The sequence below is a fragment of the Trueperaceae bacterium genome, assembly GCA_036381595.1.
GTDB lineage: Bacteria > Deinococcota > Deinococci > Deinococcales > Trueperaceae > DASVCN01.
This window is the reverse complement of sequence record DASVCN010000022.1, coordinates 1-21930: the sequence shown is the minus strand read 5'-3', so window position 1 is coordinate 21930 and position 21930 is coordinate 1. Positions and strand designations below refer to the sequence as shown.

At 66.0% G+C, this 21930-nt stretch carries 21 protein-coding genes; 14 read left to right on the top strand and 7 right to left on the bottom strand.

Annotation, left to right across the window (positions count from 1 at the left end; all coding sequences use genetic code 11):
- The first annotated feature begins 40 nt into the window (after positions 1-40).
- Positions 41-559: an SRPBCC domain-containing protein gene (locus tag VF168_06505; protein ID HEX7003819.1), complete on the top strand. Its 519-nt coding sequence runs from the start codon at positions 41-43 to the stop codon at positions 557-559.
- Positions 560-627: 68 nt separating this feature from the next.
- Here the strand turns inward: VF168_06505 and VF168_06500 are convergent, their stop codons facing one another.
- Positions 628-1155 carry a flavin reductase family protein gene (locus VF168_06500; GenBank protein ID HEX7003818.1) on the bottom strand — a complete coding sequence of 176 codons (528 nt, stop codon included), beginning with the start codon at positions 1153-1155 and terminating at the stop codon, positions 628-630.
- Positions 1156-1608: 453 nt separating this feature from the next.
- Between VF168_06500 and ehuA the strand changes: the two genes are divergently transcribed.
- The 4 genes from ehuA to ehuD all read left to right on the top strand — a co-directional run bounded on the left by ehuA (position 1609) and on the right by ehuD (position 4928).
- Positions 1609-2454, top strand: coding sequence for an ectoine/hydroxyectoine ABC transporter ATP-binding protein EhuA (gene ehuA / locus VF168_06495; GenBank protein ID HEX7003817.1), 846 nt, complete (start codon positions 1609-1611; stop codon positions 2452-2454).
- 190 nt (positions 2455-2644) lie between these two features.
- Positions 2645-3505: an ectoine/hydroxyectoine ABC transporter substrate-binding protein EhuB gene (gene ehuB, locus VF168_06490; protein HEX7003816.1), complete on the top strand. Its 861-nt coding sequence runs from the start codon at positions 2645-2647 to the stop codon at positions 3503-3505.
- Between the two features lie 59 nt (positions 3506-3564).
- The gene (ehuC, locus tag VF168_06485; GenBank protein ID HEX7003815.1) at positions 3565-4236 is read left to right on the top strand and encodes an ectoine/hydroxyectoine ABC transporter permease subunit EhuC; all 672 of its coding nucleotides are present in this window, start codon (positions 3565-3567) and stop codon (positions 4234-4236) included.
- Entirely contained in the window at positions 4236-4928 is a 693-nt protein-coding gene (gene ehuD / locus VF168_06480) for an ectoine/hydroxyectoine ABC transporter permease subunit EhuD (GenBank protein HEX7003814.1), read from the top strand. Before ehuC ends, ehuD begins: the two co-directional genes overlap by 1 nt.
- Before the next feature lie 231 nt (positions 4929-5159).
- On the opposite strand, the gene VF168_06475 is transcribed toward ehuD, so the two are convergent.
- Entirely contained in the window at positions 5160-5993 is an 834-nt protein-coding gene (locus VF168_06475; protein HEX7003813.1) for a DUF1206 domain-containing protein, read from the bottom strand.
- A 157-nt stretch (positions 5994-6150) separates the two neighbouring features.
- Between VF168_06475 and VF168_06470 the strand changes: the two genes are divergently transcribed.
- The gene (locus VF168_06470; GenBank protein HEX7003812.1) at positions 6151-7941 is read left to right on the top strand and encodes an ABC transporter ATP-binding protein; all 1791 of its coding nucleotides are present in this window, start codon (positions 6151-6153) and stop codon (positions 7939-7941) included.
- 106 nt (positions 7942-8047) lie between these two features.
- Positions 8048-8797 carry an MBL fold metallo-hydrolase gene (locus VF168_06465; GenBank protein ID HEX7003811.1) on the top strand — a complete coding sequence of 250 codons (750 nt, stop codon included), beginning with the start codon at positions 8048-8050 and terminating at the stop codon, positions 8795-8797.
- A 302-nt stretch (positions 8798-9099) separates the two neighbouring features.
- On the opposite strand, the gene VF168_06460 is transcribed toward VF168_06465, so the two are convergent.
- Positions 9100-10137 carry a deoxyhypusine synthase gene (locus tag VF168_06460; protein ID HEX7003810.1) on the bottom strand — a complete coding sequence of 346 codons (1038 nt, stop codon included), beginning with the start codon at positions 10135-10137 and terminating at the stop codon, positions 9100-9102.
- A gap of 199 nt (positions 10138-10336) precedes the next feature.
- Positions 10337-11266: a metallophosphoesterase gene (locus VF168_06455; GenBank protein HEX7003809.1), complete on the bottom strand. Its 930-nt coding sequence runs from the start codon at positions 11264-11266 to the stop codon at positions 10337-10339.
- On the opposite strand from VF168_06455, the gene VF168_06450 reads away from it, so the two are divergent.
- Positions 11265-12002 (top strand): CDP-alcohol phosphatidyltransferase family protein, encoded by a 738-nt coding sequence (locus tag VF168_06450; protein HEX7003808.1) that lies wholly within the window; start codon positions 11265-11267, stop codon positions 12000-12002. The genes VF168_06455 and VF168_06450 overlap by 2 nt on opposite strands.
- A gap of 77 nt (positions 12003-12079) precedes the next feature.
- Here the strand turns inward: VF168_06450 and VF168_06445 are convergent, their stop codons facing one another.
- Positions 12080-12928, bottom strand: coding sequence for a hypothetical protein (locus tag VF168_06445; protein HEX7003807.1), 849 nt, complete (start codon positions 12926-12928; stop codon positions 12080-12082).
- Between the two features lie 166 nt (positions 12929-13094).
- Between VF168_06445 and VF168_06440 the strand changes: the two genes are divergently transcribed.
- Genes VF168_06440 through VF168_06430 form a run of 3 tightly spaced genes read left to right on the top strand, consistent with a single transcriptional unit; the run spans position 13095 to position 15543 of the window.
- Positions 13095-13754, top strand: coding sequence for a response regulator transcription factor (locus tag VF168_06440; protein HEX7003806.1), 660 nt, complete (start codon positions 13095-13097; stop codon positions 13752-13754).
- A gap of 17 nt (positions 13755-13771) precedes the next feature.
- Positions 13772-14938 carry a sensor histidine kinase gene (locus tag VF168_06435; GenBank protein ID HEX7003805.1) on the top strand — a complete coding sequence of 389 codons (1167 nt, stop codon included), beginning with the start codon at positions 13772-13774 and terminating at the stop codon, positions 14936-14938.
- Complete coding sequence (locus VF168_06430; GenBank protein ID HEX7003804.1) at positions 14935-15543, top strand: hypothetical protein; 609 nt, start codon at positions 14935-14937, stop codon at positions 15541-15543. The genes VF168_06435 and VF168_06430 overlap by 4 nt, the downstream gene beginning before the upstream one ends.
- A 13-nt stretch (positions 15544-15556) precedes the next feature.
- Here the strand turns inward: VF168_06430 and speA are convergent, their stop codons facing one another.
- Complete coding sequence (speA, locus tag VF168_06425; GenBank protein ID HEX7003803.1) at positions 15557-17470, bottom strand: biosynthetic arginine decarboxylase; 1914 nt, start codon at positions 17468-17470, stop codon at positions 15557-15559.
- A 133-nt stretch (positions 17471-17603) separates the two neighbouring features.
- Here speA and VF168_06420 point away from each other — a divergent pair, with 133 nt between their 5' ends.
- On the top strand, positions 17604-18671 hold the full coding sequence (locus VF168_06420; protein HEX7003802.1) for an agmatine deiminase family protein: 1068 nt from the start codon (positions 17604-17606) through the stop codon (positions 18669-18671).
- On the top strand, positions 18664-19569 hold the full coding sequence (aguB, locus tag VF168_06415; GenBank protein ID HEX7003801.1) for an N-carbamoylputrescine amidase: 906 nt from the start codon (positions 18664-18666) through the stop codon (positions 19567-19569). Before VF168_06420 ends, aguB begins: the two co-directional genes overlap by 8 nt.
- Positions 19570-19638: 69 nt before the next feature.
- Here aguB and VF168_06410 read toward each other — a convergent pair whose 3' ends face one another.
- Entirely contained in the window at positions 19639-20106 is a 468-nt protein-coding gene (locus tag VF168_06410) for a CHRD domain-containing protein (protein HEX7003800.1), read from the bottom strand.
- Between the two features lie 240 nt (positions 20107-20346).
- Here VF168_06410 and VF168_06405 point away from each other — a divergent pair.
- Positions 20347-21930 (top strand): c-type cytochrome (locus tag VF168_06405; protein HEX7003799.1); only part of this gene is annotated, 1584 nt, incomplete at its 3' end.

The following is a 21930-nucleotide window of genomic DNA, read 5'->3' as shown; positions in this document are numbered from 1 at the left end:
AAGAGATAGCCCGCGTCAAGCGAGGCAGAAGGAGCATCGGATGACCGATAACAGGCCTGGGAACATAGTTACTCTCGGTACCCTGCGAGCAGCAGAGGGCATAGGCGTCGTGCGCCTCGAAGACCGGTTCGATACCGAGATCGGTGACCTGTGGTCGGCCTTGACAGACCGTCGAAGACTCGCCCACTGGCTCGGCGAGATAGAAGGTGATCTGTTCCAGGGTGGTGAGTTCCGTGCACGCTATTTCGCCAGTGGGTGGGAAGGCGCCGGGCTCGTGGAAGTGTGCGAGCCGCCGAGGCATCTGCTCATTGCGACCAAGTCCGCGGGCGAGCCGGATGGAGCGGTGGAGGTGACACTCGCCGCCCACGGCCAGCAGACCATTCTCGTCATCGAGGACCGAGGTGTGCCGCTGGACCAGATCGCGGCCTATGGGGCAGGAGACCAGATCCACATCGAAGATCTCGCAGCCTACCTGTCGGGACGGGAACGCTGCGACGCCAAGTCGCGGTGGCAAGAGCTTTACCCTGTTTACCAGCGAATCGCCGCCACCGTCGCCTAGAACCAGTCCAGGTTCCACCGACCTCGGCACTCGAGCAGGGAGACCGAGAGGACTAGCTCTTCTCCCGGCTACTCCGCTTGATCCAGTTCGCCGAACGCCACGTAGCTGCCGCGGTGATAGATGAGCGGCTCGCCTTCTTCGTAAGCCAGGCGCTCCACCTCACCGACGTAGAGGGTGTGATCTCCCGCCTCATGAGCGGCCACGACCCGGCACAGCAGGCGGGAAATCGAATTTCTTATGAACGGGAAGCCGTCGCTGATCGTCACTGGGTCGGCAATGCTCACCGACCTCCCCGCGAACAGGTCGCTTACCGCCTCCTGGCCCCGCCGCAGTACCGACACACCGAAGTGGCGACCCGGGCCGAGGAGTGTCTGCGGAGCGCTTCCGTGCCCCAAGGCGATGGCCACCAGCGGAGGCTCGAGCGAGAGCGACATGAACGAGCTCACCGTCATGCCGCGCGGCTCGTCGCCGTCCATCACCGTCACCACGGTAACTCCGCTAGGGAAGCGACCTAGAGCGTTGCGGAATTCCTGAGGTTCTATCAACTCTGCCTTCCCACCGCGGAGGAGCGTTCCGGCCCTCGGGGCTTCACACATGGTGACTCATCTCCGGTCGGGAACGGGCATCGAAGGCAACCGTCGGGAGGGCCGAGCCCGGTTCAGGAAGGGGCTGCGCCTGAACGCCTCTAACATGCGCCGGACCGAACCTATGCGGCCGTGGCCTTGATTGCTGCGTGAGAGACACGTAAGGTAGAGGCATCGGTAGAGGAATGTTGCAGGTTAGCCCTTTAGGCGTGGCAGGCTCGAATAGTGTCTCAACCTGTAAGCACGACCTCTGCGTAAGGGACATGATCGATGACGGTTGCGACAGCTGGTCGCGTCGGAATTCGGTTCGGGGAGTTCGAAGGCTCGGGCGCGGCGCATCGAAGCGCTCGCTCGTCCAAGAGGAGATGACGCAACAGGCACGTCCGCAGCGGCTCGGTTCGATCAGAGGCCGCCAGGCCGTGCCACCGAAGAACTGACACCACACCGCTCAGCGCAGGAGGTACGATGACCAGCGACGCCCCGAAAGTTTCGACGAGAGCCGACCCGGACACGCTGCCGCGAGTCCGTGGCGGATCCGCCGGCGAACCGATGGTCCGGTTCGAGAAGGTTCGCAAGACCTACGGAGAGCTGGTCGTGCTGAACGATCTCGACTTCGAGGTGGCCGAGAACGAGAAGGTGGCCATCATCGGCCCCAGCGGCTCCGGCAAGACCACCATCCTCCGGGTGTTGATGACGCTGGTCAAGCCCGACAGCGGCAAGATCTTCGTGGACGGCGAACCCCTCTGGCACCGCGAGGTCGGGGGCAAGGCAGTGCCCGCAGACGAGAAGCAGTTGCGGCAAGTGCGCAGCAAGATCGGAATGGTCTTCCAGCACTTCAACCTCTTCCCCAATATGAGCGTGTTGCGCAACGTCACCGAAGCGCCCATCCACGTCAAGGGCGTCAAACGGGCCGAGGCCGAGGAGCGAGGCAAGGAGCTCCTCGACATGGTCGGGCTCGGAGACAAGTTCGACTCCTTCCCCTCCCAGCTCTCGGGCGGCCAGAAGCAGAGGGTCGCGATCGCTCGCGCGCTGGCGATGGAGCCGAAGGTGATGCTGTTCGACGAGGTCACCTCGGCCCTGGATCCCGAACTGGTCGGTGAGGTGCTGGGAATCCTCCGCCGGCTGGCCAAGGAAACCCAGATGACGATGCTCATCGTCACCCACGAGATGGGCTTCGCCCGCGACGTCTCCGACCGGGTCGTGTTCTTCGACTCTGGTCGCGTCGCCGAGGAGGGGCCCCCCTCGCAGATCTTCAGTGAACCGCGCGAGCAGCGCACACAAGAGTTCCTGAAGGCTGTGCTGGAACACTGACCAACTCAGCCCCCTGGGAAGGGAGCTTCGAGAATGGACAACCGCAAGGGACGTCCGCTGTGAACATCCAGGTCACAGGACTCCCGCCACCATCCGCCGTCGGGTTCACCCGACACTCTCCGCCGACGCCCCCGTACCGCTGCTGGCCCCGCCACCAGTACACGTCTCTTCCACCTGGAGGTAACAAAGCATGAACCGATTCGTTCGCAACCTGACAGCGTCGACGCTGGCACTCACCCTCATCGGCTCCCTCGCCTTCGCCCAGGCCGACCTCGAAGACCTACGCGAGAACGGCATCAACATCGCAACCGCCAACGAGATCCCTTACGGCTGGATCGACGAGAACGGCGAAGCTCGCGGCATCGCGCCCGATGTGGCCGAGGCGGTCCTCGAGAACATGGGTATCACCGACATCGAATGGACGGTCACCGAGTTCGGTTCGCTCATCCCCGGCCTCATCGCCGATCGCTTCGACCTCGTGGCCGCCAGCCAGGCGGTTCTGCCCCAGCGCTGCCAACAGGTCGACTTCTCGATAATCAACTCCAGCTACGGCGAAGGCCTCCTCGTTCAGGAGGGCAACCCGAAGGACATCCACGGCTACGAGGACTTCGTCGAGAATCCTGACCTCAAGCTCGGCCTCGTCTCGGGTGCCGACCAGCTCGAGTTCGCCCAGGCATACGGACTGGGCATGGACCAGATCGTCTCGATCCAGTCGAACACCGATGCCCTGTCGTCGGTCCAGACCGGCCGCATCGATGCCTACGCAGCAACCGGCCTCACCGTTAGCCGCCTGGCGATGAACTCTGAAGGGGTCGAAGCGGCTCAGCCGTTCGAGGATCCCGTCATCGAAGGCGAACCGGTGCGCTCATACGGCGCCTTCACCTTCAACGCCGACTCCGACGAGTTCCGCGAGGCCTTCGACGAGGCGCTCGCCGAGTTCCAGGAGACCGACGAGTGGCGCGAGATCGTGATGTCGCACGGCCTCACCGAGACCGATGTCGAAGCAGCGCTCAACGCCAGTACCGAAGAGCTCTGCGCGGCTGAGGAGTAGGAGTCCGCTGGGCGTCCCCTCGGCGGGGACGCCCACCCCCTCACACGACCAGGAGCCCCATGGCGCACATCCTCGACCTACTCCCCCCACTTCTGGCGGGAACGCGGGTAACGATCCTGCTCGCCCTCGCCTCTACCGTTCTCGGCGGTGTTCTCTCGTTCGCCGCCGGCATCGGCAAACTATCGGACAACATCCTGATCCGCTGGATCTCGATCGCATACGTCGAAATCTTCCGAGGAACATCGCTGCTCGTGCAGATGTTCTGGTTATTTTTCGCCTTGCCCCTGCTGGGGGTTAGCCTGAGCCCCGTTCTGGCGGGCATCCTCGCCCTCTCGCTGAACATCGGAGCGTACGGAGCCGAAGTCGTTCGCGGCGCCATCCGCTCGGTTGGCAAAGGGCAGTACGAGGCGGCGGTCGCTCTCAACTTCTCGCGCCGCTACACGCTCTGGCACGTCGTCCTTCCGCAGGCGCTTGTCGAGATGATGCCACCCTTCGGCAACCTCGTGGTGCAGAACCTCAAGGACACCGCCCTGGTCTCGCTCATCACCCTCACCGACCTCACCTTCCGGGCCCAGAACCTGCGTAATCTCACCCTCGATTCGGTCCCCATCTACACCCTCACACTGATCATCTACTTCGTGCTGGCGCTCGTGTTCATCGCCTTCATGCGCTGGCTCGAGCGGGTCATCGCCCACCGCGTGGGTGTGGCGCAAGGGAGGGCGAGGGCCTGATGCTCTTCGGGATCGAGTGGAACCTCTCCTCCGACTGGGCGTTCGCAATATCCATCCTCCCTATCCTGCTGCGCGGTCTGATAATCACCATTCAGGCCACCGCCCTGGGCTTCGTCATCGCCCTGCTGCTGGGTCTGGTGCTGGCGCTGCTGCGGATGGTACCGCTCAAGATCGTCTCCTGGCCCACCGCCTTCTTCCTCGAGTTCGTCCGCGATACGCCGCTCCTGGTGCAACTCTTCTTCCTCTACTACGTGTTGCCCGAGTTCGGCATCGTCCTGCCGGCCTTCCTCACCGGGGCCATAGCCCTGGGACTGCAGTACTGCGGTTACACGGCCGAGGTATATCGGGCGGGTATAGAGGCGATCCCCCGGGGCCAGACCGAGGCCTCCATCGCCCTCAACATGCCCACCTGGCTCCTCTACCGCGACGTCATCGTCCCGCAGGCGATCCCGCGGGTTGTGCCGGCGCTGGGCAACTACCTGGTCTCCATGCTCAAGGACACCGCCATCCTCTCGGCGGTGACGGTCCTGGAGATGCTCAACGTCGCCACGATCATCGGGGACCGCACCTTCCGCTACTTCGTACCCCTCACCATGGTCGGCGGCCTCTACCTGATCCTCACCCTCATCTCGGCTCAGATCGTCCGCTTCACCGAGCAGCGACTCCCGCAGCAGGGTATCCCGCTCAAGTAAGGGCCCGGAGCCATCTGGCTGGGTCGATGATTCGGGCGGCACCCGCAAGCAGGTGCCGCCCGGTCGGTTGGAAATATGAAACGCCCTTCGCAATGGAAAACGCAGCGGGATGTCAAGGGGATGCAGGAATCAGGGCGTTTCCAGAGGAATGTAGCCCCGGGCAGCTTACAGAACTCTTACAGTTCGATGAGAGCCGCCGCAGTTGGCGGGTAAACCGCGTTCAGCAGGACCTTACTCGAACATCCGTTTGTGTTCGTCGAGCGGGATCCGCCGGTAACGCGCCTCGATCTCGACGTACACGCCGTAGGCGACGAGGCCGGCGGAAGTGATCCCGAGCAGCCACGGCCCCTGGGGCTGGGAGGCGATGGCGACGAGGACCTGGGCGAGTCCGCCCGCCTCGGTCGCATCCCTCTCCCACGCCGCCTGGATGAAGAACAGCGCGACCATGGCGAACACGAGGCCGCGCGCCAGCAGCCCGACGACGGCCGTGGTAGCCGCCCATCGCCAGGCGGCATCGCTCATCTCCTCGCGCATCAGCTTGCGCCGGTACATCCGCGTCAACGCCACCACGGCGGCGTTTATCGCCAGCGCCGCCAGGACCAGACCGGCGGCGAAGACGAGCCAGCGGCCGAACGGATGGGACAGCACCAGCCGGGTCCAGTCCTCCTGCGACCTTCCGCCGTAAGCCGCGATCCCCACCGATTGGCGCAGCGCGCTGAGTCCCAAGGAGGCGTAGGCGACGCCACTCGCCATGTAGCCGAACCGCTTGAGAAGGCCGTGGAAGTCGCGGCCCTTCCCCTCGATGTCGAAGATGCTCTGGACGAACCTCCACGCCGTGTAGCTGAGCAACCCCACCCCCACGATCATCAGGAGGATCACGCCCATCGGTTGAGCGATGATGGCGCGAAGGGCTCCTTCGGTATCCGTCGTCGCTCCGCCCGCCCCCACGGCCGCCTGCAACGCGAGCCCTCCCACCACCATGTAGACGGCTCCCTTGGCGGCGTAACCGTAACGAGCGAGCCGCCGCACCCATGGCGCGACGGCGCGCGCAGTCTCTCTGTCCACCAGATCGCTCACGGACCCCCCGGCAAGTATCCCCCGCCGGGCCTCCCTGTCGGCCAGTGACGGTCACGCTGAACGGGGTGTGTCGGCACGGGACCGGCGCGTCGCAACGGATGTCACCGACTACTCGCTAGGCCTCCGGCCGCGGTAGCCTCTAGCCATGTCGCACCACCCGCTGCGGAGGCTGTGGAGGCTTGCGAGCGCTCACCGGCCCCGCATCCTTCTCGCCACCGCCTTCTCGGTGCTGAACAAGCTGTTCGACCTGGCGCCGCCGCTCCTCATCGGGGTGGCGGTCGACATCGTCGTGAACCGCAACGACTCGTTCCTGGCGCGACTCGGGGTCGTTCAGGTGATGTCGCAGCTCTGGTTGCTCGCTGCCGCGACGGTGCTCATCTGGGCGCTCGAGAGCCTCACCGACTACATCTCCGAGCTCCAGTGGCGCAACCTGGCGCAGCAGGTGCAGCACGACCTGCGCCTGGCCGCGTACGACCGGATGCAGGGGTTGGAGCTCGCCTACTTCGAGGACCGCTCGACGGGCGGCCTCATGGCCATCCTCAACGACGACGTGAACCAGCTGGAGCGCTTCCTCGACGTCGGCGCGAACGACCTGTTGCAGCTGGCTACCACGGTGGTCGTGATAGGCGCCTTCTTCTTCACCGCGGCGCCCTCGGTGGCGTGGCTCTCCTTCCTGCCCATCCCGCTCATCGTGTGGGGCGCGCTGCGCTTCCAGAGGCTCATGGAACCCCGTTACGCCAGGGTCCGCGAGCAGGTGGGGATACTCAACTCGCAACTGGGCAACAACATCTCGGGGATGCAGACGATCAAGAGCTTCACCGCCGAGGAGCGCGAGAGCGAGCGGATCCGCCAGGCGAGCGACGAGTACCGGGAGCGAAATCGGCTGGCGATCCGCTTCTCGGCCGCGTTCGTCCCGCTCATCCGCATGGCGATCGCGGCCGGGTTCGTGGCCACGCTCGTCTACGGCGGGGCACTCACCGTGGATGGAGCTCTCAACGTGGGCGTCTACTCGACCATGGTGTTCATGACCCAGCGCCTGCTGTGGCCGCTCACCCGGCTGGGCCAGACCTTCGACCTGTACCAGCGGGCGATGGCCTCGACGCGGAGGATCCTCGGCCTGCTCGACACCCAGCGCAGCATGGTCCCGGGAAGGGTGCCCCTGCCTCGTGAGTCTGTCGAGGGCGGCTACCGGTTCGAGGGGGTGAGCTTCGCCTACCCGGGCTCCGGGAGCGTCCTTCGGCGCCTCGACCTGGCGATCCCGGCCCGCTCCACCGCCGCTATCGTGGGCGCCACGGGCGCAGGCAAGTCGACGCTCATAAAGCTGCTGCTGCGCTTCTACGATCCGGTAGAAGGGCGCGTCACCCTCGACGGTCACGACCTGCGGGAACTCGACCTCTTCGACCTGCGAGACGCCGTGGGCCTGGTGAGCCAGGATGTCTTCCTCTTCCACGGCACGGTCCGCGACAACATCGCCTACGGCCGGCCCGATGCCTCCTTCGAGGAGATCGTCCGGGCCGCGGGGGTCGCCGAGGCCCACGCGTTCGTCGAGCGGCTCCCACTGGGGTACGACACGATCGTCGGGGAGCGCGGCCAGAAGCTCTCGGGGGGCCAGAGGCAACGGATCTCGATAGCCCGAGCGCTCCTCAAGGACCCGCCGATCCTCATCCTCGACGAGGCAACGAGCGCGGTGGACAACGAGACGGAAGCCGCCATCCAGCGTTCGCTGGAACGATTGGCCGTAGGCAGAACCGTGATCGTCATAGCCCACCGCCTGTCGACGGTGCGTCACTCGGACGTCATCCACGTACTCGACGAGGGGCGGCTGGTGGAGAGCGGCAGCCACGAGGAGCTACTTCGGCGCGAAGGCCTCTACGCGGGACTGTGGCGAGTGCAGACGGGGGAACGCTCCCGCGAGCGGATCGCCGGGGACGACTGACACCGTGCACAGCCTGTGGCAGCCGTAGTCTGTGCAGCTCGCGCCCCGGATATCATCTGAGGGTCGGGCAGAAGTCCATCCGTTCAACCTCTCAGGAAGGATCATCTTGGCCACTCTCTATCTCCTGGGCACCGGGGCGGCCGTCTCCGACCCGCACCGCACGACGACGATGCTCGCCGTCGAGAACTCTGCTTCCATCCTCCTCATCGACTGTGGAGGGGACGCGCTGCAACGTCTGGCGGCATGCGGCGCCGATCCAGGCAAGGTGACGGGGTTGATAGTCACTCACGAACATCCTGACCACGTGAGCGGCTTCCCCCTGCTGATGGAGAAGATCTGGCTCTACGGCCGGCGAGAACCGCTGGACGTCTACGGCATCGAGCCGGCGATCGACCAGGCGCGCCGAGCCCACGACAGCTTCGACACGACGGCCTGGCCCGACTACCCCGAGATCCGCTATCGCCCGGTCGAGACGACGCCAGGAGCGCTCGTCCTCGAAGGGGACGGCTGGAGGGTGACCGCGGCGCCGGGCGACCATGCCGTTCCGGTGGTGGGGCTGCGGATCGAAGAGGAGTCGGGAGGCGTCGTGGCCTACTCGTGCGACACCTCGTACTCAGCCGCGATCGTGAATCTGGCGAAGGGGGCCCACATACTCGTGCACGAAGCGACCGGCGAGGGGCCAGGACACTCGAGCGCCCAGCAGGCGGCCCGGGCGGCGCGCGAAGCCTCGGCCGCGAGACTGCTCCTGGTCCACCTGCCGCCCGAGCGGTACCTGGGGGCAGAGGAACTCGCCCGGGCGCGCGAGATCTTCCCGAACACCGAGAAGGGTGAGGAGGGCGGACGATACGGCTTCTAGTCGAAGCGGATCGGCCGCGAACGCTCACTCACGGAATCGGACTCCCGCTCCGCACGCTGCGAGCTGGCTCCTTTCCGCTCCGGTTGAACGACCCCAGGCTCCCTCTAGGCCAAAAAAACCCGCGCCTCGCGGCGCGTTCCCTGTTGCGACTGATAAAGGCATTTTACTGCGGTATGCGCTATTCGTCAAGAGGATGCGGGGAGGTGCCGCTGAGGCGCCACCGAACAGGGCCGAAACCTGACGAAAACGGGCGTTTCCACGAGAGAAACGCCCGTTCCGCTGCCTTCAGAAGCTGACCCGGCTCAGAGCGCGACGCCCTCCCGCTTCTCGAAGAGTCGGTTGTACTCCCGGGGCCGCCGGCCTTCCCAGCCGCGCTTGTGATAGAGGTAGCCGGCCACCAGCGGCAGGTTGATGGTGATCTCGCCGAACACCATCTGCTCCCAGGCGAGATCGACCTTGCCCCAAGAGTTGGCCTCCTTGAGCGTCGAGCCCGACAACGCTCCGTCTCTCTCGTCGGCGACCGTCAACTGCACGGCGTAGCGGTGCATCTCCACCTCGTGACCCAGGAACTCGGCCGATACGACGATGTCCTGAACGAAGTTCTTGGGCACTCCACCGCCCAGCATGAAGATACCGGTCACGCCCTGATGGACCTTGATCTCGGTGAGTTCGCGGAAGTCCTTCACCGAGTCGATGGCAACGTGTCGACGAGGGTTGTGAACCTGGTGGTAGACGAGACCGAAGCCGGCCGAACAGTCGCTGAAGGCTGGCACGAAGATGGGGATGTTCTTCTCGAATGCCACCCGCACGATGCTGTCCTGGCCCAGGTCGCGCTCGACCAGGTAGCGGCCCATCTCGACGATGAACTCGCGCGAGCTGTAGGTGCCGGGCTCGAGCCCGTCGGCGATCTGCCTGACGGTGTCATCGCAGACCCGCAACTCCTCTTCATCGATGTAGGTGTCGTAGATGCGGTCGATCATCAGCTCGCGCAGCTCGTTGTCGTCGGCAACCGGGCTCCCCTGCCAGTGGCGGAAACCGAGGGCCTCGAAGAAGTCCTGGTCGACGATGTTGGCTCCGGTCGAGACGATGGCATCGACCATGTCGTTACGGAGCATGTCGAGGATGATGCCCTTCTGGCCGGCCGAAACGAGCGAGCCGGCCAGGGTGAGGATGATCCCCGCCTCCTCGTCGCGCACCATCATGTCGGCGATGCGTGCCGCGCGCGCCAGGTTCCGCGCCTGGAAGGCGGTCTCCCCCATGGCCTCGACCAACGGGACGACGTTCACCTTCTTGATGTCGATATGTTCTACGGGGTTCTTGAGCAGCTCTCGCTTGTCCATCTTGGCTCTCCTCGATAACAGGATGCGCCGGACCGTAACGAGTCGAATTCGGTCGCGACGACTGTCGTCGGCGACAGATCCACTGCCGCCGCTCGGAGTCCTACGACCTGACCAGCCGCCATCGGTACTCCCCTTTGGCTATCCAACAGGATGGGACAAGGCGGAGCACCTGTCAACGTTCCGGGAGACAGAGCGGCTGTCACGGCACGGCACCGTCGCAGCCCGTGAGCGTGAAAACGGTCAGCTCGGGTAGGCAGAACAGCCTCAGCGGAAGGACACTGCAACCGATGCCGCGGGTCACGTAGAGGTTGTTGCCCTCGCGGCCGTAACCCTTGATGCGGTCGCTGTTGACCCAACCCGAGACGAGCACGCTCAGCTCCTTCTTGTAGGTCAGGTAGTGGAGGAGCGGAGCAAGCGGCAGGCGGACCTGTCCGCCGTGGGTATGGCCGGCGACCGCGAAGGGCGCGGAGCCCGCCGGCAGCCGGTCGAACGAGGCCGGGTGATGCATCATCACCACCCTCGGGGCGCCCTCGGGAAGTGACTCGAGCGCCTCGCGGGGCTCGTCGTCCCGAGCCGTGTGCGAGCCGATCCCGACCAGGTAGAGGCTGTCGTCCGACGCCTTGAGCTCCACCGCCTCGTTGTGGAGCACCTCGATCCCTCCGGCCTCAAGCGCTCGTTCGAGGCGGTCGGCCAGCCCTGGATCCACGCCCGAATCCCTGGTGGGCAGATCGTAGTCGTGATTCCCCAGCACGGCGTAGACCGGGATCTGAGCGTCCCGCAGCGGAGTGAGCAGCTCTAGCGCCTGGTCGATGAAGCCTACGCTGTCGTGGATGAAGTCGCCGGCTATCAGCACGGCCGCCGGGCGCAGTTCCACCGCCCGCTCCACGGCTCGTCTGACGGTGCTGGTCGCTCCCCCGACCATCCCCACGTGCAGGTCGCTCAGCAACACCAGCTTCCGCCCTTGCCAGGTAGGCGGGAGGTTGGGAACGCGCGCGATCTCTCGCTCTTCACGCAGCACGTACGGCTCGAGCAGGCCGCGGAGGAGCAGCAGCGAGGCAGCTCCGGCGGCCAGGCTCAGCGCCGAACGCCCCAATCCTGGTAGCGTCCCCCTGGTACGCTCTTTCACCATGGCCCCACTCGACCAGCACGGGGTGCGCGGCTACCTGGTTCACGCCTATACCGCATCCACCCTCCTCTTCGTCGCCGTTGCGATGCAGTCCATCCTCGAGGAACGCTACCAACTCGCGCTCCTGGCGATGGCAGCGACGGTCATAATCGACGCCACCGACGGCACCATGGCACGTCGCTACCGGGTTGCCGAGACCGCGCGGAGGATACAGGGAGAGCTGCTGGACAACATCGTCGACTTCCTGAGCTACGTGGGCCTGCCGGCGCTCTTCCTGCTGCACGCCGACATGCTCCTTGCCCCGGCTACCCTCTGGGTTGCGCTCGTCATGCTCGCCAGCGCCTTCGGCTTCTCCCGCACGGACGCCAAGATCGCCGGCAAGGGTTTCTTCGTGGGCTTCCCCTCGTACTGGAACATAGTCATCTTCTACCTGTGGATGCTGGATACACCCCCGTCGCTGAACACCGGGCTGCTGCTCCTCCTGGCCTCTTCCGTGCTGGTACCGATCCGCTTCCTCTACATCACCCGCCTCACCCGCTGGCGGATGCTCCACCTGGTCCTGGGCGGGCTGTGGGGCGTGGCCTGCATCGTCGCCCTGCTCCTTCCCGACGGCCCCATTCGCGACGTGCTCCTCTACGGCTCGCTGAGCTACGTCGTCTTCTACCTCGTGCACTCACTGATGGAGGACGCCAGGGACCGCCGAGATGCCCGTCGAAGCTCACCTCGGGGGGAGCACTGAACCAGGAAGCCCTCCATGAACAGGTCCCTGCACCCTCCGGGTGCGGGGACCAGAAAAAAGGGCGCGCTACCGGGGGATCAGAAGGCCTTCTCCTCGGGACGGTCGGCCGGTGCCGCTCCACCCACTGAGGCTTCGGGGGCTGCCGCGGCTTCGGCGGCGTCTCGGGGAGCGGGATCCTCGGCAACGGCTTCCGGCTTCGCTGCGGGCCGCTCCGGGTCACCCGGCTTGGTGACCACTTCCCGGACCGCTCGCTCGCCGGCGGTCAGCCACTTGTCCACCTGACTGTTGACCGATTCGGCCGTCTCCCGCCAGTCGATGCGCCGGCCCTGTTCCCGATTGAGGAAGTAGAGTCCGGCCACGATCAGCGCGACAGGCAGGACCCAGCCGCCGGAGAAGGAGAGGGTGAGGAGCGCGAGCACGGTCAGCGCGACAGCTGGATAGACGGCCCAACGCTTCTCCTGATTCGGGTGCCGGTAGAGGTACCAGAAGACCGCGGCGAGACCCAGGAAGAAGATGGGGCCGCCGCCGAGCGGCGAGGCGAAGCTGTCGAGCCCCGCTACCAGCGCCAGGGTGAGCAGCACACCGCCGGGGATGACAGCCCACCAGCGTTCGCGGTCGTCGCGGTAAGCGACCAGGAAACCTGCTCCTGTCAGACCCAGGAAGGCCGTGCCGCCCATCGGTCCGGCGATCGAGGCGGCGCCCAAGCCAAGGAGTGCGAATCCTACGCACAGGGCCCACACTTCGCCCCGGCCACGGTACTGATTGCGGATCAGGTAGAAGCCTATGGCGCCGAAGAGCAGCGCCCCGAGCACGCTCCCCAGGCCCCTGAAGAGGCCCATCTGCGACAGCAGCGCGAGACCCCCAAGCGCGACCAGGACTATCCCGAGGGTGGGGTTGAGTTTTCCGTTTCTCGTTTCAGAGTTCATCTCTTGCCTCCGCCGCAAGGCTAAGGGCGCAAGGTGAGGCGCCACATCATCCAAAAGTCGGGGAGCCTTGCCCCGGCTGTGACGAGGTAGACCGCGCGTCCGCAACGGGCGCACCTCCACCTTTGGGCGGAGGCCGCCGACGCACGGCTCGAGGTACGCTCTGGACGTGGAAGACGCCCCCCTGGGAACCCCGAACGAGATCCGGCTCCTGCTGGTCGACGACCACACCGTCGTCCGCCAGGGACTGAAGATGGTGCTGTCGCTCGAACCGGACCTACTGGTGGTCGGGGAAGCCGCCGACGGCCGCGAGGCGCTCGACCGGATCGCCGAAACGGAGCCGGATGTCGTCCTCATGGACCTCCTCATGCCGGTGATGAACGGCGTAGAGGCCATCCGCGCGATAAAGCGCGATACGCCCGACATCGAGGTCGTAGCACTCACCAGCGTCCTCGAGGACAAGCTGGTTATCGAGGCGGTCGAAGCGGGGGCTACCGGCTACCTGCTCAAGGACACCGGACCCGACGTCCTCGTCGCCGCCATCCGCGCCGCTCACCGGGGCGAGGTGCACCTCGACCCGAAGGCGAAGAAGCGCCTCGTGCGGGAGGTTCGCACCCCCGAGATGCGCGAGTCGCTCACCGCCCGGGAAACGGAGATCCTCCGCCTCGTGGCTCGGGGTTTCGCCAACAAGGAGATCGCGAAGGAACTGCGCGTCTCAGAGGTGACGGTGAAGACCCACGTGTCGAGCATCCTCTCCAAACTGGGCCTGCAGAGCCGCACCCAGGCAGCGCTCTTCGCCCTGAAGGAGGGTCTGGTGGGACTCGACTGAGGCGCCGTGAACACGACATGAACCAGGTTCCCTTCTTCGATCGCATCTCCACCCGCCTTACGCTGCTGATCCTCGTCGTGGTGGCGGTACTCGCGGCGGCCGCCACCATCCTTCTGGTGCGCGGTTTCAACCTCGCAGGCTCGGGCCTTCCCGCCGTCGACGCGGTGCCCCGCGACGAGCTCAATGCCATCATCCGCGGAACCGTCATCAACCTCGTGGCGGTGTTCCTCTTCACCCTGGTGGCGGCAACGGTGTTCTCGCGGAGCCTCCTCATCGAACCGATAATGTCGCTCGTCAAGGGCACCGGCGAGCTGGCCGAAGGCAACCTGGGCGTCACCCTGCCGGTGACCTCCAAGAGCGAACTGGGGATGCTGGCAGAGGCGTTCAACACTATGTCGCTTAGGCTGGCCGAGAGAACCCGCGAACTGACCGACTCGAACGAAGCCCTGCGACTCTCGGAGGAGAGGCACCTCGAGACGCTGGCCCTGCTGGAGCAGCGGGTCCGCGAGCGAACCGCCGAACTGGAGGCGCTGCTCGAGCGAGTGCATGAACAGGCGGCGCTAGAGGAGCGCCAGCACCTGGCGCGTGAGCTGCACGATTCGGTCTCCCAGGCCCTATACGGGATCCTGCTCGGCACGAACGCGGCCCAACGTCAGCTGGAGGGAGACCCGGTCGCCGCCGCCTCGGCCCTCTCCTACGTCGAAGGGTTGGCCCAGGCCGGCATCGCCGAGATGCGCGCCCTGATCTTCGAGCTACGGCCCGAGTCGCTCGAGCAGGAGGGGCTTAGCGGCGCGTTGAGCAAGCAACTCGACGCCCTGGAAGCGCGCCACGACCTCGAGACGGAGACCCGCATCGCGGGCGAACCGAAACTGCCGCTGGCCACGAAGCAGGTGCTCTATCGGGTAGCCCAGGAGGCGTTCCACAACACCGTCAAGCACGCCAGGGCGAGGCGGGTGGAGTTGCGACTCGCCTGGGACGAGAACCGACTCGTCCTCGAGGTCGCCGACGACGGCCAGGGTTTCGATCCCGGCCAGGAGTTCCCGGGTCACCTGGGACTCCGGTCGATGCAGGAGCGGGTGGAGCGGTTGGGTGGGACGCTCGAGATAGACAGCCGCCCGGGCGGCGGCACCAGGGTGACCGCGAGCATCCCGATGCCCGCCGGGGCCAACGGGGGCAAGCAGTGAACCCGGCCCGAGCAAGGCGCGTGGGCCTGCTGCTGCTAGGCCTGGGCGGCCTCGCCTTCCTCGCCAACAGCGGCTTCTTCGGCGTCTTCCCCGCCTTCGTCTGGGTGCTGGTCCTCTTCACTGCCGGGGCGGCCGTCTGGACGCTGGGGCCCAGCTACCTGAACCTGCCGCAACGGCTGCTCGTATTCATCGCGATAGGGATCGTGGCTACTGCTACCTCTGGAGAACTGGCGGGCACCGCAGCTACCGGCTTCATCGCCATGGGCTTCGGCCTCGTCTACCTCAACGACTCCCGCAACTGGTGGGCCCTCATCCCGGCAGGGGTGATGGCCGGCGCCTGTCTCGTGACCACCCTGGGCACCCTCTTCCCGCGCTGGGATACCGGTCCGCTCTTCCTGCTGGTGCTCGCCGGGACGTTCTCGCTCCTCTACCTGCTGCCACGGGAGCGGGGCGGGCAGGGCTGGGCCCTCATCCCGGCGATCGTCCTGATCCTGGTCACGGTGATCGCCAACGATCCCGGCGGAGACACTCCCGGTTGGTTGGTTCCGCTGGTCCTCATCGGCACCGGTTGCGCCATGATCTGGGTTTGGGGGAGGCGGAAGTAGTGTCGGCCCTCTCTCAGCCCACCTCTTCCAGGTAGGTATAGCCCACGAGCTCCGCGTCGTAGAGGGCGGTCAGCTTCTGTGCCTCGGCGGCGGTGAGTCTGCTCCCGCCTTCCGCCTCCTCGATGGTCTCCTGCAGCCAGCGGTGGAGGTCGGGCGCCTCGTACCCCATGTTCTCGATCACGCGCCGCGACTTCTGGCCCCTGACGAACCGCTCGAGCCGCCACTCGCCTGCCTCGATCCTGATATGAGCCTCGTTCACTCGCCCGAACAGGTTGTGGGCGTTGCCCAGGACGTCCTGATAGGCGCCGGTGAGGAAGATACCCAGGTAGTACGGTTCACCGCGCCTGAGAGCATGCACCGGCAGCACGTTCTTGACGTCTCGCAGGTCGATGAACTTCTCGATCTTGCCGTCCGAGTCGCAGGTGATGTCCACCAGCGTGGCGTTGCGTTCGGGCCGTTCGTTGAGCCGGTGGATCGGCATTATCGGGAACATCGCCTGGATCGCCCAGGTGTCGGGCAGGCTCTGGAAGAGGCTGAAGTTGCAGACGTACTGGTCGGCCAGCACCCGCGGCAGCGTCTCGAACTCCTCGGGCACGTAGTCGAGGGACTCGATGACCTTCGAAACCCGCTTGAGGATCCGGTAGTAGAGGTTCTCGATGTGGGCGCGCTCGAGTAGCGTCAGGTAGCCGAGGTCGAACAGGTTGTGCATCGTCTCCTTGTTGGAAACGGCCTCGTTGTACGCCTCGCGGTATGTCTTGACGGTCACGTCCTCGAGGATCTCCCGCATGTCGCGGACGAGCGAGTGGACCTCGCCCTCGAGAGGGGGCAGTTCGACCGAGTTGAGCGTGGGCCCGATGGCGTCGATCACGGGGATCACCAGTACCGCATGGTGAGCGGTGAGAGCCCGCCCCGACTCGCTCACGATCGTCGGGTGGGGCGCCTCCACCTCGTCGCACGTCTCCAGTATCGCGTAGACGACGGTGTCGGCGTACTCCTGGAGGCCGTAGTTCCCGCTCACGTAGTAGCTGGTCTTGGAGCCGTCGTAGTCGACCGCCAGACCGCCGCCCACGTTCAGGTAGCTCACGCCGGTGCCCAGCTTCTGCAGGTCGACGTAGGCCTGAGCCGCCTCACGAACCGCGACTCTGATCCGCCGGATATCGGTGAGCTGCGAGCCCACGTGACAGTGGAGCATGACCAGGGCGTCGCCGAGCCCCTCGGCCTTGAGCCGGTTGGCCACGTCGATGAGCTCCGCGGCGGTGAGGCCGAACTTGGCGTCGTCACCGCCCGACGCCTCCCACTGACCGGCCCCCTTGGCGTGGAGCTTGAAGCGGGCCCCGATCGCCGGGCGCACCCCCATCTCACGGCTGATCCGCAGCACCCGCTCGAGCTCGCCATGCTTCTCGAGGGTGATGATGACGTTCTTTCCCAGCTTCCGGCCCCACAGTGCGAGCCGCACGAAGTCATCGTCCTTGAAGCCGTTGCACTGGATGAGGGCATCCTCGTGGATGTCCTGGACCAGGATGAGCGCGAGTTCCGCCTTGGAGCCGGCCTCGAGGCCGGTGCCGAAACGGGTGCCGTACTCGGCCACCGTCTCGACCACCACCCGCCGCTGGTTCACCTTGATGGGGAAGACGCCCTGGTACCTTCCCCGGTACCCTGATTCACTGATCGCCCGGGCGAAGACGCCGTTGATCCGTTCGATACGGTCCTCGATTATCTGCGGGAAGCGGAGGACCACCGGCAGGGCGTGGCCCTCGCTACGCAGGCTTTCGACGATGCCCGGAAGCGAAACGCTCTCGCCGCCGATGACCACCTGGAGGTTGCCGTCCTCAGCGGCTTCGAAGTAGCTGCTGCCCCAGTTGGAGAGGTGGTAGAGGTCTTCCAGTTCTGAACGGCGGAAGGGGGCGAGAGGTGCCTTGGTTGCCAACGGATCTCCTCCGGAACTGCTGCCTGGGACAACAGAAAAAACGCGGGTAATGTAGCATATTTCCCCTGGCCCGTTCGTAACGCGTCGACCTGTCCGGGCCTCCATCCGAGGCCTCACGAGGAGTTGCCGATCGATGAACCGACATTCCCCGAAGAGCCCCTTCGAACTCGGCTACCGTATGCCCCCGGAGTGGGAGGAGCACGAGGCCACCTGGGTCTCGTGGCCGTTCGACGACGCCCTCTGGGAGGGGTACCTGGAGCCGGTTCGGGAGAACGTGGCCGGGCTGGTCGCCACCATCCTGCGCTTCGAGCCGGTGTGGCTGAACGTCCGCGACCGGGAGAGCGAGGATGACGCCCGGCGCAGACTCGAAGCGGCCGGGGCCGACCTCGCGCGGCTGCGCTTCAACCGTCTGCCGCTCAACGACGCCTGGTTCCGCGACAACGGTCCTCTCTTCGTGCGAAACAGGGAGGGCGAGGTCGCCATGGTCGACTGGGTCTTCAACGCCTGGGGCGAGAAGTACGAGCCGTGGGATGCCGATGACGCGGCACCCGTCGCGGTGGCGAAGGAGCTCGGGATGAAGCGTTTCGAGGTACCGATCGTCCTGGAGGGGGGCGCGCTCGAGCTCAACGGCCAGGGGGTCTGCCTCACCACCCGCTCCTGCCTCCTCTCCCAGCACCGCAATCCCGAGATGACCCAGGACGAGTATGAGAGGGTGTTGCACGAGCAACTCGGAGTGATGCACGTCTGCTGGCTCGAGGGCGGCTTGAAGGACGACCATACCGACGGGCACATCGATACGATCATCCGATTCAGCGACGACCACACGGTGCTGTGCGCCGTCGAGGAGGACGAGTCCGACCCGAACTACGGGACGCTGCGGCACAACCGACAGCTGCTCGAGAACATGCGGGATCATCAGGGCAAGCCGCTGGAGGTCGTGGAGTTGCCGTTGCCACGCAAGAAGCCGGTACTGGAAGGCAAGAGGTTGCCGCTGACCTACGCCAACTTCTACGTCGGCAACGGCTTCGTGGCCGTTCCCACTTACGGGGACGAGAACGACGAGCGGGCGCTAGAGATCATCCGCCGGCACTTCCCGGGACGGGAGGTCATCGGCCTCGACGCCCAGGGACTCATCACCGGGGGCGGCGCCTTCCACTGCATCACCCAGCAGCAGCCGGCCGGTGAGGTAGCCCGTGGCTGAGGTGCCCGGAGTCGGCAAGCCCGACAGTGGCGCCGATGGCGCGGTGCGACTGGCGATAACGCAGATGTCGTGCTCCGAGGTGCTCGAGGAGAACCTCGAGAAGGCCGAGGACCTCGTGCGCCGGGCGGCCGCCGGGGGAGCGCAGATCGTGCTCCTCCAGGAGCTCTTCGAGAACCTCTACTTCCCGCAGCTCGAGCGCGAGGAGATGTTCGAGCTGGCCCACCCGGTGGACGAGCACCCGTTCCTCGAACGCTTCGGCGCCCTCGCCCGCGAACTGCGGGTGGTGCTCCCCGTCTCCTTCTTCGAGAGCGCCAACCAGGCCTACTACAACAGCCTGATGATGTTCGATGCCGACGGATCGAGGTTGGGGGTCTACCGCAAGAGCCACATCCCCGACGGGCCCGGTTACGAGGAGAAGTACTACTTCAACCCGGGCGACAGCGGCTTCAGGACCTGGCGCACCTCGGTGGGCCGGATAGGCGTGGGTATCTGCTGGGACCAGTGGTTCCCCGAGGCGGCGCGGATAATGGCCCTCCAAGGGGCCGATCTGCTCCTCTATCCCACCGCGATCGGCAGCGAGCCGGTGGACGCGGGGGGCCTCGATACCCGCGACATGTGGCAGCGGGTGATGATCGGTCATGCGGTGGCGAACTGCTGCTACCTGGGGACTTCGAACCGTGTGGGCAGCGAGGGTGACGCGACCTTCTACGGCTCCTCGTTCATCTGCGATCCCCGCGGGGAGAAGTTGGTGGAGGCAGAGAAGGAGGGCGAAGGCTTCCTCCTCGCCGACCTCGACTTCGGCTGGGCGAGGCGCTTCCGGGCAGGTTTCGGCTTCTTCCGAGACCGGCGGCCCGACCTCTACCGCAATCTTCTGACCCTGGACGGCAGCCAGGAGTAGATGAGGGGCGCCGACATTGTGCCGGCGCCCCTGCGGAGTCATTTCAACGGCACTACCGCGCGCAGTAGACTACAGGTCCACCTGCACGTCGTTGCCACCGGCTCCGGTTTCGCCGGTAGCCAGGATCGGCGAGCCGGCTGGAGCATGGACGTTCACGAAGCCGTCGTAGTTCACGAGGAACTCGTAGTCGACAGCCACTCCGTTCGGATCGGTCGTCACCATCGTCACGCTTGTGCCGGTATCACCCGAGACAGGCGTGAGCGGGATGTATACGGGACCGTCGGGATAGTTGCCGGTATGGATGTGGGCAGGGTAGGTCTGCCCGGGGTCGAGGCCCTCCACCTCGATCGTCACCAGCGTCTCGGTGTCGGACATCTTCTCGAACGTCACTATCCCGTCGACGCCCGACGCGGCCACCGGATCGAGCGCGTAGGAGATGGCGTTCGGCTCCACTGCACCGGGAGTGACCCCGGGGCTGCAGGCCGAGACGAGCAAGGCGAGCGTTCCGATCAGCAGGAGCGATAGACTCCTTCTCATCTTCATCCTCCTTCCCTGCCGCCGCAAGACCAATCGTGCGGCAGCGCGGTCGGAGCGAAGTTGCCGTGATGCACAATCAGCCCTTCCCACAACGGGTACCGGACCCTCTGTCGTTCAGCTCTTGTCCCGAGGCGCCGCTCGCAGGTCCGGTCGCGCCGGGGCGGAAACGTGCCAGCGACTATCGAAACGGAGGCTGGGCCGAACTTATCGTCGGGTGATGACTCTAGCCGAGCTAGCCCTGTGCCCGACCCGATGAGACGGGGCGGCGCGCTCCTCCTGCTGCTGGCGCTCCTGCTGACGGTCGTAGCCACCAACAGCGGACTGCGGGTCCGGGCGCAGGGGGCCGGCGAACGGCCAGCCCAACGGCTGGGGCGACAGGTCTTCGAGCGTTCGTGCTCGATCTGTCACGGGCAGGAGGGCGGAGGCCGCATCGGTCCGCCCCTCGACGGCAACCTGAACCTCGCGCGTTCCGACTACGTAACCGCCATCATCCTGCAGGGCCGGGACGGCATGCCGGCCTTCCATGACGAATTGACGCAAGCCGAGATCGCGGCCGTGGCGAACTACGTGAGAAGCGCCTGGGGCAACGACTTCACCGGTGAGCCGAGCGACGATCCCGCTGCCGCCATCCAGGAGGCAGGGGCCGAGGCTTCGGAACCGACCGGCCTGCTGGTCGCCCAGTGGTGGGCGGACGCCACCGAAGGCGCGGAACTGTACCGGCAGATATGCGCTCGCTGTCACGGGGAGGATGGAGGCGGAGGCTTCGGTCCGCCGCTGCTGCGGAACGAGAATCTGGGTGACGCCCAATACGTGGCCGGCAAGATACTCCATGGACAGGGGGGCATGCCGGCGTTCGAGGGGCTGCTCGAAGTGGAGCAGATCGCCAGCGTCGCCGGTTACGTCCGCGAGGAGTTCGGGGGCGGACTCGAACCGATCGGCGTCGACCTGGTCGCCTCGTTGACGAGCAGCGCCTCCGTGCCCGGAAGGCTCAGGGTCTCGGTCTTCCCCGGCAGCGCCCGTCTATCGATCGTGGGACCCGACAGGTTCGTTCGCTTCGCATCGAGCAGCGCAGCGCGCAGCGGGCCCGTCACTCTCGATGGCCTGCTTCCCGGCATCTACACGGTCACCGCCACCGGCGATACCTACGGGCCGCTCGTTACGGAGGCCGAGGTAGTGCCGCTGCACGAGACGACGCTGAGGCTCAACCTACGGGCCGCCGTCGCCGAGGAGAACGGTGCCGCGGTCAGCGTTCAGGTGACCTCGGCTTTCTCGGGACAGGCGGCCACCCACCCTGCCGGCATCCTCTACCGCCGCTCCTGCGCCATGTGCCACGGACCGCAGGGCGGTGGCGGGGTGGGGCCGCCCCTGGCAGGCAACTCGACCCTGCAGAACGTTGATTTCGTGCTGGAGCGGATCTTGCACGGGACGAGCGTCATGCCGGCGTTCGCCGACCGGCTCGCCCCCGAACAGATCGCCGCCATCGCGACCTTCGAACGAACGAGTTGGGGTAACTCGTTCGGCCCGGTCGAGGTCTCCCAGGTGCTGTCGGTCGGAACCGGCGAAGCCACGCCTCAGACGGCGCCGCCCGACAGTATCGACTCCGGAGACGAAATCTACGAGGAGTACTGCGCCGCATGTCACGGCGGCCGCGGGTTCGGTGCCGTGGGCCCACGACTCGACGGGAACGTCTCCCTGGCCGACCTGCCCTACACCGTCTCCCGCATCGTGATGGGAGGCGGCGGCATGCCCTCCTTCCACGGCGTGCTCTCGACCGCCGAGATGGCCCAGGTCGCCAGCTTCATCCGGGAGGCGTGGGGCAACGAG